Below are 12,548 nucleotides of genomic sequence, written 5' to 3' on the forward strand. Positions count from 1 at the left end.
CAGGCGCAAAAAGGCCCTGCTTTCACCTCCTTACTTTTGTGGCTTGAGCCGGAAAACTGAGATGGAATAAGGTTTCACGCCCACCTCAAAGGTAGGCGCCACCTTTGTAAGTTTGGTGGACTGTGGAACATACTTTTGCGGCGACTCAAACGAGTTCTCCGCCTGGTAACTTTCCGAGGATAGCGTCACCACTTCTCCCTCCGGCGACAAGCCCGCCACACCTTTTAGGTTGAGGCTGGTCTGGTAAGTTTCTGAAGAGCCGTTCACCACTTTCACAATGATATCGCCGGTTTTCTCGTCCACGCCAGAGATGCTGTAGAACATATCCGGTGTATTGTAGCTCATAAGCAACTTATCGTTCAGGTAGCAATTAACTTTGTCAAGACCAACCTCCAGCCGGATGTCGTACCATTTTCCGGTCTCTATTTTCTCGGGCAGTTTGGTGGAAGCCGATAAGTTGGCCACTTCCGTACCTTCGGTGACTTGCTCGAAGACGGCGTACTGGTTCCAGTAAGAACCGATGTGCGCCCGCATCTGCGTTTTGCCGCCATCTTTCACCGCGAACGGAATGATAAATGCGTTGTACCCGCTGAGCTTGCGGCCTTTCAGCTTGAGAGTGTAAGTGTCATAAGACTTGTCTTTGAGCATGGCAAAAAGCTGCGCCCCCTCGGCGGTTTGGCCTAGGGCGCCTTCCTTCACGCCCCAGGTGCCCCGCACCTTCTCCCACTCGCCTTCGGCTTTGTCGAAATTGCTGCTGTAGACCACCTTGCCCTTTTGGATGACCTGAATGTCTTTGTACTCGGTTTGGGTGTCCCAGGTACTCAGTCCGATGCCCCCGGCAAAAGCTGGCTTGGTTATCTTGGCGGGCTGCACCTGAACCGTGGTGGCCAGGTTCTGGTCGGCGCGGTGCTGGTTCAGCATTTGGATGGCGTAGTAGGAGATCCGCGCGAAACTCTGCGAGTTGTTGAAGTTGATCAGGTTCACCGGCCAATCCACGTCGTTGGTATTCACCAGCAGCGGCGCGTAACTGGACATGGTCACCAGGTCGCCGTTGCGTTCCATGGCCAAGATGTACACGGCGTCATTCAGCGCCGCAAGCATGTTCCCGCTGCCCACCCCCGCATTGGTGGCGTATTCGCCCACGTACAGCTCCCAGTCACCCCGTTTGTAGTTATCGAAGTGATCGTAGTTGTTCATGGCCCAGTACGCCGATTTGTAGGCGTGCTCATCGGCGATGTCCAGCTTCTTCATCCCGTCCAGGGTATGGCGATTTACATCGGCGATGCCCATGCTGGCGATCACTTTCAGGTCGGGGTATTTGGCTTTAATGGCATCGTAGAACAGGTTGAACCGGTTGGCGTACCAGGGACCGTGCTGCTCGTTGCCCACCTCCACGTATTTCAGCGGAAAAGGCGCCGGGTGCCCGTTGGCGGCCCGCACTTTCCCCCACTTGGAGGTGGCGGGACCGACTGCGTATTCAAGGGCATCCAGCACATCGGCAATGACCTCGGGCAGTTGGGCATCTGGCAGGAAGGTCCCACTTCTGAACTCACAGGCCACGCCAGCATTGAAGACGTACATCGCATCGGCGCCGGTGTCCTCGCAGAACTGCAGGAACTCATGGTAACCCAAGCCGTCGCTGGACCAATACCCCCACGGACTGAAGGTCCCCGGCCGTTTCTCTACCGGCCCGATGCTCTCTTTCCAGTTTGGCGCGCTCTCCACGGTGATGCCTTCTACGAAACAACCACCCGGCCACCGGATAAAGGAAGGTTTAAGGTCAGCCAGGTACTGTGCCAGATCGGGTCGCAAACCGTTCTCGCGGTTCTTGAAGGTTTCGGCAGGAAAAAGCGAAACGAAGTCCAGAAACACTGTCCCGGTACTCCCGAAGTTGATGACGAATTTGGCTTTAGAATCAGCGGCATTCGCTACCAGATCACAGCTTAACTTTTGCCATTCTCCGGCTTTGAATGAGTTTATAAACACATGGCTGCCCAGGGTATTTCCGTCTTCGCTCTGCAGCGAAACGGTCAGCGGCCCTTTGTATTTCTTCTCCGTTCGGGCGTAGAAACTGAGTTTGTAGGTTTTGCCCTGGTCCACCTTTATGCCCCAGAACCCTTCATTAACCAGACTGGCCTTGCCGGATTTCTCAAGACCAGAAACAGTTACCTTAAGGGAGTTGGGCGTGGCTTCATTCAGCGGTTTTTCCTGTGTTAAGGCAAGCGTCACCTCGGCTACGCCGCTGGTCTGGGTGGACCAGGCCGGCCAATCAGATTTCAAAACCCAGGGCATTTTCCAGTCACTGGCTTGCCCATTGGGCAGGTTGTAGTGCGGACCCGGGTTTGGGACTAGAAACCCGTTAAGCAGGGTGGTGCCTTTGGGGATGCGGACTTCTTCAAACCCTCGGTTCTGGATCAGTTCGCCGTACAAGCCTCCCTCGCCCCCGTGGCTGATTTCCTCAAAGAAGATCCCGTGCAGCGTAGGCGACACCTTCTTTTCCCGCTTCTGGGCATCAATAGAGATGGTGGCCTGCCGCTGCCCGAAACAGACCGTAAACGAAGCGATCCAAAGAAGAAGGGTTCCAACGCTAGCGTTCATACGAAAACTGTCTTTTAGATTTCATGGCGGGAAGTGGTGTGGGATTACGGCTTGTTTTTAGGAAAGGAACCCTAAACCAGACTTGGAAAACTTAAAAGAACTTTGAGTTTCCCAGGCCAGGACAAAGTGAACGAATTACTTCACTGCCCATTCATGGATGCCGGTCGCGGCCTCCTTAGGTAATTGGATCTCCATCCGCAGCGCGGTAGTTTTCACCGGGGCGAACTTGACCATGTTGTACTTGTCCTTGGCTATTTCGTAAGCCGTGGTGTTTTTCACCGGTATCCACTTGTCGCCTTGCTTGTAGAAGATCTGGTAAGAGGCCGGGATGGTGCAACCTCCCCAGGGGCTGTCATCAAACCAGTACACCTGCGACTCAGATACGGTGTGCTCTCCGTCAAAATTCAGCTGTACAAACTCTTTGGTGTTTTTGTTCGGCCACCAATGCAGATACGGGTAGTTGGAGTCTCTTGAATCCTGTGGATCGTACTGGTCTACCAAAGCGGCCAAGGTTCTGGCATTCTTTAGTGAGGCTGAGATCTTGCTGGTGGAGGCGATGGTGGGCGCCGGTTGCGGCTTGGCAGCCGAGGCCTCGTAAGGTACCCACACCGTCATGTCTACTGAACCGCGGTTCGCCCAGGAGAAGTACGGGATGGCTTTCACGGTCTGCTCGGTTTGCAACAGGGCGGTGGTGTTGGCCTGTCGTTTGGTACCTACCCCATTTGTTTTGATCACCGGCACGCCTTTCAGCAGGCTTGCCTCGAAGGTCTCCTCCACGGGGGCGTTTTTGTCCACTAGGATGTTGTGCACCAGGTTGTCTTTGTTATCGGGTCCTTCCAGGCAGTAAACCAAAGGGCCGCGCTGGAAAGAGAACTTCCCGAGGTCGTCTTTTACGTTTTTGTTCGCCAGCACTTTCTCGGTTTCCATGGGAAGGTCCAGCGTGATTTTGTCCCCTTTTTTCCATTTCCGCTTCAAAACGGCATAGCCTTTCTCGGTGCTGTATTGGATGGGTTTACCATTCACCTTTAAGACAATCGGCTTCTTGGTGGCATCGGCGAAGGTGTACAGATCGCCGGGCACCGGCTGTTGCTGCGCCCAACCGGGAATCCTCACCCTAAGGGTAAAATCCTTGTTCTTCTGCGGGTCTACTTCTAGGTTTACGGTGCCGTTGTAGGGGTAATTAGTTGTCTGCTTCACGTTCACGGAGCCGGCGGGCAGGCTGATGTCGCTGGCGCTGGTCATGAACAGGTTCACGTACAGATCATTGTTGTTCTGCGCGTACACGTAGCCCGGCACCGATGGCAGGAAGCGGGTCATGTTGGAGATGCAGCAGGCGCAGCTGAACCACTCGCCCCGCTGGTGCTGCCCCATAGAAGCTAACGGATTGGGGTAGAAGAACCGGTTCCCCGACAAAGAAATCCCCGAGAGAAGCCCGTTGTACAGCGTTCTTTCCAGCACGTCAATGTATTTGGCGTCGCCGTGCAGCAAGAACATGCGGTTGTTCCAGTACACGTTGGCGATGGAGGCGCAGGTCTCAGCGTAAGCCGACATGTTCGGCAGATCATACGCTTTCCCGAAGGCCTCTCCGTTACCCGTCGCCCCGATGCCGCCGGTGATGTACAGTTTTTTGTTTACCACATCGTTCCAGATGGCGTCAATGGCTTTCAGGTAGCTTTTGTCCCCGGTAAGCGCCGCGATATCGGCCATGGCCGTGTACATGTAAGTGGCCCGAACGGCGTGACCTACCGCTTCCTGCTGGTCCACCACCCGAGCGTGCGCCTGGTTGTACTCGGTTCCTTTGGGACCGCGCACGTCCAGGAAGAACTTGGCCAAGTCCAAGTACTCTTTCTTGCCCGTGATCCGGTACAATTTCGCCAACCCGATTTCCACCACCTGGTGGCCCGGATACTTTTCCTCCTTGCCGTACCTGAAGTCCTTCACCAACAGATCGGCATTCTTCAAAGCGATGTTCAGGAGTGTTTTCTTCCCAGTGGCCTGGTAATGCGCAACCGCCGCCTCAAACAAGTGGCCCGAGTTGTACAACTCATGGCTGAGGTCCTCCTCTTTTTCCCAGCGTTTGGAACCAATCCACTCATGCGGCTTGGCGGCCTTCACCGTCCGGAAGGTGAACAAATACCCGTCCGGCTCCTGCGCATCCCCGATGATGGTGATAAGGGAATCCACGTAGGCGTCCAGCTTGGGGTTCTTCTGAACCTGCATGGCGTAGGAAGCGCCCTCAATCACTTTGTAAATATCCGTATCGTCGAAGGTAAACTGGCTGAGCTTGTCGCCTTCCAGTTTGCCCGCTGCTCGCAGGAAATTATCGATGCGGCCCTGCTCCCGGCTTTTCTCCAGCGTGTGCGGAATGGTCACCGTGGCGTTCACCAGCATCTTAGGCGCCCAGAATTCGTCCTGCACGTGCACGTGCGTAAACGGCACCGGCTGAATAGGATAATCATTATGTTGGTGCTGCGCTACCACGGGTTTTGCGAGAAACACAAATCCGGTAAGGGCAACGGCCATGAATCTGTTTATGAACATAGCGTCAAACGTTAAGGCTTTGAAAACTGGGGAAGGATGGAAAACCGAAACAGGTTTACCAGCGAAAAAGCGTGTCTAACAGACACCTTTCATCTAACCAAATTTAGATTTCCCAAACCACTTTCCCTGACCGGATATTAGCCGATGCTTCCACCATATTAACATGGACCTACCATCAAACCCAGCCAACTACCTGCAAGCTGTTTTAAGACTACTTTTCTGGAATCAACTTGAAACCGGGGTTGAGCAGAATGCTGAAAGCCAAAACGGTCACCCACATGGATATGGATGACCGTTTTAAACTCTTTCTGGATGTTCCGTTTCTGGGCTATTTTCTGGAAAACAGGCAAATAACTATTCTTCAATCTGAATACATTCCTAAACGTGAGCAACCTTATTATTTGCGGCAAAGCCTAGTTATTGCCGAAGTGTTACTAACCTACCGAACTTCTGAACTCTTCCATATTCCTCGGAACAGGATTTCCTAGCAGCCTGCTTCCCTCCGGGGTGATTAGAAAATCCTCTTCAATCCTGATGCCGCCGAAGTCTTTGTACTCCGCTACCTTGTCATAGTTGATGAAGTCGGCGTGCAACTTCTCCCCCGCCCACAGGTCAATCAGATCTGGGTTGAAGTAGAGGCCGGGCTCTACCGTCAGAACAAATCCGGGCTCCAGGGCGCGGGCCAGCCGCAGGGACTTCAACCCGAACTGGGTACTCTTTTTCTGGTCTTCGGCGTAGCCCACGTACTCTTCGCCCAGGTCTTCCATGTCATGGGTGTCCAGGCCCAGCATGTGTCCCAATCCGCACTGGAAAAACAACGCATGGGCACCCTGCGCCACCGCCTCCTGCGGGTCGCCTTTCATCAGTCCGAATTGCTTAAGCCCGTCCACAAGCGAGGCACAGGCCTGCAGATGCACGTCTTTGTATAGCACGCCAGGTTTCAGCATCGTAACGGCTTGCTCATAAGCCGTCAGCACCACGTCAAACATTTCCTTTTGCCGAGAGGAAAAACGCTGGTCCACGGGGAACGTACGGGTCATGTCCCCGGAGTAGTGCATGTCCGAGGCCGCTCCGCAATCAACCAGCACTAGTTGGCCGGCCTGCAGTTGGGCGGAACTGTAATGGTTGTGCAGAATCTGACCGTTTACCGTCAAAATGGTAGGGAACGCCAGGTTCCCGCCCGCAGTGATGGCGATGGCCTGCAGCTGTCCTGCCAGCTCTGCCTCGGTCATTCCGGCCCGGGCAAGCAGCGCGGCCGTTTTCAGCATCTCGCCGGTGGTGTTAATGCCTTTCTCGATTTCCACCACTTCTTCCGGGGTCTTGATGGACCGCTGCGCCACGATGGTTTTGATCAACGGCACCGATACCATGGATTTGATAGAGGCCGGTGACGTTTGCAGCCAGGAACTTAGTTTCAGCAGGTTCTCGGGACGGTAAGGCGGCAGGAAGTGGATTTCGCGCTTTTTTGCCAAAGCCTCCCGGAAAAAGGATTCCAGCGAAGACAGCGGATTGGTCGCGAAAACCCCTACTTCGGAGCCCTGCTCCCGGATGGATTTCTGCGGTCCCATCCAGACGATATCGTCCGGCGTCAGTTCATCCCCGAAGAGTACCTCGGCATCGTCTTCTACATCAATCACCGCCACCAATCCGGCCCGGTCAATCCCGAAGAAATACAGGAAGGTGCTGTCCTGCCGGAAGTGGTACCAATTGTCTTTGTAGTTCATGCTGCTCTGCTCGTTGCCCAGCAGCACAATCAACCCACTTCCTACCTGCTTTTTCAGCCGTTCTCTCCGGCTCACATACGTTTCTTTGTTGAACATACTTTTATCTCCTATCAGATGCCCGAACTTCACCAGAAATGCTTACCGCTGATACGATTCGGGCCACCCTGTATCTTTACATTCGTTCTGAATACCGCTGCCGCTGAGCGCCGATGACCCGCAGCTGTTTAAGGCAATTTTACAAAAAACGGCCCTAATACGGCTTACAACACTATCTCCTTTTAACCTGAGCTTGTGGCTGGGCAGCACCTTTGATGGGCTTTATCATGAACTGCATTTCATACGAAGCGTACGGCAACCGGTATTTTTCCAGCGGCCAGGAACGCCAACTATCCACGCCTCCTACGCCCATTTGGGCGGCATCTATGCTGAGCTGCGTTTGGGGTCTGGGCTTCAGTTCGGCGGCGTGGCGTTGCTGTTTCTCTTCGCCATCGTCTAAGTCCTGGTCAAAGTAATGGAGGGCGCTGATGCTGAGCGGGGTTTCTGCTGTTACCTGCAAACCGTTTCCGGTGCCGTTGGTGACTTTGTACCAGCGCACATCGGTCTTGTTGCCGGTTTCCTGGGGGCGAACATACGGAAAATACTGCTCCGCTACGGTTTGCTTATACACGCCTAAATGGGCGCTGAAATTCCGGTCCTGATAGTTCTCATGCGGACCTCGGCCGTAGAATTCAACAGCGTTAAAGCCGGCCGGCAAGATCCACTGCATCCCGAAACGGGGCAGCATCTCTACTTTCTTGGAGGTATCGGCTTGCAGTTGCTGCCGTACCAGCATCTCGCCGGAACTGTTCAGCAGGTACTGCACCGCTAACTGGCCAGACACTTCCGGTAGCGTGTACACGGCCTCCACCGTCACCACCTTGTTCTTTTCTGAAGATGTAAGCTTCTGCAGTTTGGCCTGTTGCGAAACATTTTTCCAAACCTTCAACTTGGTTTGCAGTCCGGCCCCGAAGTCGTTGTCGTTGGGGGCGCGCCAGAAGTTGCTTTTCAGGGCCGCGCCTGCTTCCAGATAATTTACGCCCTCCACCACGTACTGGCTTAACCAACCGGTTTTCTTGTCAAAGCTAATAAATCCAGATCCCAGCGGAATGGTGAGGGTATTAGCTGATTCTTTCACTAGCAAGGCTGCTTGTCCTCTCAAGGCCAGCTGCTGAGGGCTGCTCTTACGCAGGGTCAATTGCTCTTTGGCGATGATATGCCCAGCGGGTACCAATGGTTCTGCCTTCTTGAGCTTGTAGGTTAGGTTCAGGAAGGCTTCGCCGGAGGTGGGTAATTTAACCGGCACTTTCACCTGAGTTGTTTTCTGCGGACCAACCTCCAGCTTGGTGATCTCGCCGGATTTCTTCTTCACACCATCTACCACCAGCTCCCACTCCAGTTTCACGTTCTCCAGCCCGGTAAACAGTTTCTCATTGTACACCGCAATAGTGGTGGGATTCACCAAGGTGGAATGAACATCCTGGTACACTTTCTTCATCTCCCAGGCGTGCGGATACGGCTCCCGGTTGGCGTAAAAGATGCCGTTGCAGTTGAAGTTCTTGTCTGAGGGAACGCCCCGGTCCTTGGGCCCGTAGTCGCCGCCGTAAGTGTAAATGGTATCCCCGGCTGCGTTCACATCCTGGAAGGCCTGGTCCACGAAATCCCAGATAAAGCCTCCCTGAAAGGCGTGTTTGTTTTCCCGGATCAGCTGCCAATAATCTGTGAAATTACCCAGCGAATTGCCCATGGCATGCGCGTATTCGCACATGATGAAGGGCCGCTCAGGCGTGGGATTGGCTTTGGCATAAGCGGCCATTCCTTCGGGTGTGGGGTACATGGGAACGATGATGTCCGAGTTCCACTCCCAGGTAAAGGTCTTGTAATCGGCCACGGCGCGCTCGTACTGGACCGGACGAGAAGCATCGCGGGCTTTCATCCAAAGATAAGACTGGTAGAAGTTGAACCCGTTTCCGGCCTCGTTTCCCATACTCCAGACAATAATAGACGGGTGGTTCTTGTCGCGCTCCATCATGCGTTGCACCCGCATCAGGTGGGCATCTACCCAAGTAGGTTTATTGGCGATGGTCTTGGTGATGTCATAGCCCATGCCGTGCGATTCAATGTTGGCTTCGTCTACCACGTACAGGCCGTAGGCATCACAGAGCTCGTACCAGTACTCATCATTGGGGTAATGGCTGGCGCGCACCGCGTTGATGTTGAACTGCTTCATTAGTTTGATGTCGCGCAGCATGGCTTCTTTGGAGATGGTCTGCCCCGTTTTAGGATCGGTCTCATGACGGTTCACGCCTTTCACCATGACCGGCTTGCCGTTCACCAGCAGCTTTCCGCCTTTGATCTCCACCTCTCTGAAACCCACCCGCTGGGGTATGATCTCGGTCACGTTCCCTTGCCCATCTTTCATCTGGATGACGGCATTGTACAGGTTCGGGGTCTCGGCGGACCAAAGTTTGGGAGCGGTTACGGCTAAGTTGAATACCGCAGAATCTGAGGAAAAGATGATTTGCTGTTGCTTGATGAGCTTCTTCCCGTCCAACAGTTGAAAATCGGCGGAGACGGGCTGGGTTGGTTTCTGATTCAGTTTGAGTTTCACCCGGAGCGAGGCATTCTTATAAGCGTCGTCCAGACTAGGGGTGAGTTCCACATCGTACAGGTGCACCGGGTTGCGGGCCAACAGGTAACAATCGCGGGTGATGCCGCTGATGCGCCACATGTCCTGGTCTTCCAGGTAGGTACCGTCGCACCAGCGCATGAGCTTTAACACAATCAGGTTCTTACCGGGCTTTAGGTAAGACGTGACATCGAATTCTGAGGGTAATTTGCTATCCTCGCCATAGCCCACGTAGGTGCCGTTCACCCATACCGCCAGGTTTGATTTAGCCGCTCCTATGTGTAAAACCACTTGCTTGCCTTTCCAATTCTGGGGAAAGGTGATTTCGCGGCGGTACACGGCCGTGGGGTTTTCCTGCATGGGCACTATGGGCGGCGTGGGTGGCATGAGATAGACAAACTCGAACCCGCCGCTGGAATAAATAGGGAAGCCATAGCCATTCAGCTCCCAATTACCCGGCACCTGGAAGGTTTTCCACTGGCTGTCGTTGAAGTCAACGGCCTCAAAGCGGGCGGGCAGATCTGCCGGATTTTCCACCCACTTGAATCTCCAGTCGCCGTTCAGGTTGAGGTAATTGGCCGATGTTTTCCAATCTGCCTTCTGCAAGGCCGCCTCCGTTTCATACACCTCATACGAGCTGTGCATGGGCATGCGGTTCTCCTCGTTCCGGCGTTCATCCAGCCACATAGGTACCTGGGCCTGAGCCGCTAAACCGGAAACCATGAACACCAAAGGAGCTATTCTTCTGAAAAAGGAAAGAAGCAAAGGAATGTGGAAAAAGTACGTTATCATGTTCTCAGAAGAAAATCCTTGCCTGCGTTTCAGGGCTGTTTTGGTAAAACTGCTCCGAAAACAGGCAAGATGGTAAGCAAATTTAACGGTGGGCTTCCGTTTCAACTTCTGCCCCACACCCCTGTGGTTTTGGGGTTATTTTTCTAAAATCAGCCTTAAAACTGGGAAGGGTTATTCTACCGGTTTAAGGATGGCAGCCCAGCCACCTCCGCCACTCATTTTCACGGGCACGATATCACCAGCTTTCACATTTCTGCTTTCGATTTTGTAGTCCTGCGGATGGCGGTCGGCGTTGATGCCGTCGCGGAGGATTTCCATTCGATAAGTCTTCCCATCCAGAAAAGTTAAAGGAAGGCTCAGGTCCCGGGCATCCCAGTTCGTCATACCCCCGATGTACCAGTTCTTGCCGTGCTGCCGGGCCATGGCCACGTACTTGCCTGATTCTCCAGCCAGGGCCACGGTTTTGTCCCAGGTAGTAGGAATCTGACTGATGAACCTGGTGCACTCCGGGTCTTTCAGGTAGTTCGTGGGACTATCGGCGAGCATCTGCAGCGGGCTTTCGTAGATCACGTACATGGCCACCTGGTGCGCCCGGGTGCCTTGGCTCATAGGTTGGTTGAACACGTCTTTGAAGCCCGCCTTGGTGGAGTTCACCATGGCCCCGGGCGTGAAATCCATTGGTCCGGACACCATGCGGGTAAAAGGCAACGTGACATTGTGCGTGGGGGTGATGATGTCGCTCCACTTGTTGTTCTCCAGCCCTTTCACGCCCTCGTAGCTGAGCACGTTGGGGTATTTCCGGTTCAGTCCGACGGGTTTGTAGGCCCCGTGCAGATCCACCAGCAAGTGGCGCTGGGCGGCGGCTTTGGCTACGCGCTCATAGTAGTTGACCATGTACTGATCGCCGCGGGCCATGAAATCGACCTTCACGCCTTTCACGCCCCATTTCACAAATTGGTCCAGAATCCCGTCGATGTCTTTGTCCAGGGTGTTCCACAGCGCCCACAGAATCACTCCCACGTTCTTGCTGTTGGCGTACTGCATTAAGGCCTCCAGGTCCAGGTCTTTGTTGGGCGCCATCAGGTTGGTGGTGGCCGCTGACCAGCCCTCGTCCAGAATGATGTACTCCAGGCCGTACTGGGCCGCAAAGTCGATGTAGTATTTGTAGGTATTGGTGTTCACGCCGGCCCTGAAATCCACGCCGTACACGTTGTTGAAGTTGTACCAGTCCCAGGCCACTTTGCCGGGCTTGATCCAGGCGATTTGCTGCAGCACGTTGGGCGAGGCCAGTTTGTACACCAGCTCCGTTTCCAGCAGGCCTTTGTCATCAGTGACGATGAGCGTTCGCCACGGAAATGTCCTTTTGCCCGAGGTGCGGGCGATGTACCCGGCTTTGCGGGTGATCTGCTCATTCCGGTCACTGTTGCCTTTCAGCTTTGACTCCAGAATCACCTTGGGGAAGGCTGAGGTTAACTGAGAACTGCCGCTCCCGAAGAGAAACAGGTTGGGGTAATCGTACAGGTCAGTTTCCGTGAGAAGCACTTTGGTGCCTTTGCCCGAGGTGAACAGCAGGGGAAGGTATCCATACTGTTGGTTTCTGATTGATGCTAGCGTAGTATCTTTGAACGTAGCCTCGTAATGCGACTGGAACTCAGGGTCGGTTTCCTGAGGCCAGTATACCTGGTAGTTGCCGCCCATCTGGAAATCGGCGGTTTCTTGCTGCACCTCTATTTCCTTACCTGGAAAATTGGTTTCAAACCGATAGGCGGCTCCTTCATTGTAGGCCCGGAAATGAACCACATACCCGCCCTTACACTGCAGTTTCAGCTCGTTGTACACATCCGGAATGGAACGGTTCTTCACCGGCACCACCGCCGTAATGGTCTCCTTCACTGATCTGCGGACATCCTTCTGCACCACCGGGTTCACGCCCAGCTTCTCCCCCGACACCAACGTCATGCTCAACGGACTAGGCAACAGCACCGCCTCCCCTTTCCGGGCCACCGACCACTTGATGACATCGGTCACCGACACCTTGACCTGGATGTTTTTATCCGGCGAAGTAATTAGATAGTCTTTCGCGAAGGTGATCGTGCTGGTTAACCAGAGGCACAGCTGTAGCACCAGAATTTTCCCGAGGAGATTGCGTTGCATGGAGTTTCGTTTCGTTTGCTCAAGGCTGAGCCCGAGCTGTTTTAGGCCTGATTCCTGAAAAATTGCCTTAAAAG

General features: G+C 54.0%; 5 protein-coding genes. All 5 read right to left on the bottom strand.

What is annotated here, in order from left to right:
* Nucleotides 1-30: 30 nt before the first annotated feature.
* The 5 genes from FOA19_RS15745 to FOA19_RS15765 all read right to left on the bottom strand — a co-directional run bounded on the left by FOA19_RS15745 (nucleotide 31) and on the right by FOA19_RS15765 (nucleotide 12,474).
* Complete coding sequence (locus tag FOA19_RS15745) at nucleotides 31-2,598, bottom strand: alpha-L-arabinofuranosidase C-terminal domain-containing protein (protein ID WP_149091730.1); 2,568 nt, start codon at nucleotides 2,596-2,598, stop codon at nucleotides 31-33.
* A gap of 135 nt (nucleotides 2,599-2,733) precedes the next feature.
* Nucleotides 2,734-5,139: a glycoside hydrolase family 127 protein gene (locus FOA19_RS15750; protein WP_223808925.1), complete on the bottom strand. Its 2,406-nt coding sequence runs from the start codon at nucleotides 5,137-5,139 to the stop codon at nucleotides 2,734-2,736.
* Nucleotides 5,140-5,573: 434 nt separating this feature from the next.
* Complete coding sequence (locus tag FOA19_RS15755; RefSeq protein WP_149091731.1) at nucleotides 5,574-6,959, bottom strand: aminopeptidase P family protein; 1,386 nt, start codon at nucleotides 6,957-6,959, stop codon at nucleotides 5,574-5,576.
* A 172-nt stretch (nucleotides 6,960-7,131) separates the two neighbouring features.
* Complete coding sequence (locus FOA19_RS15760; RefSeq protein WP_223808926.1) at nucleotides 7,132-10,320, bottom strand: glycoside hydrolase family 2 TIM barrel-domain containing protein; 3,189 nt, start codon at nucleotides 10,318-10,320, stop codon at nucleotides 7,132-7,134.
* Nucleotides 10,321-10,491: 171 nt separating this feature from the next.
* Nucleotides 10,492-12,474 (bottom strand): glycoside hydrolase family 97 protein, encoded by a 1,983-nt coding sequence (locus FOA19_RS15765; RefSeq protein WP_149091732.1) that lies wholly within the window; start codon nucleotides 12,472-12,474, stop codon nucleotides 10,492-10,494.
* Between the last annotated feature and the right edge of the window lie 74 nt (nucleotides 12,475-12,548).

It is taken from the genome of Rufibacter hautae, from assembly GCF_008271695.1.
In the GTDB taxonomy this organism is placed as follows: domain Bacteria; phylum Bacteroidota; class Bacteroidia; order Cytophagales; family Hymenobacteraceae; genus Nibribacter; species Nibribacter hautae.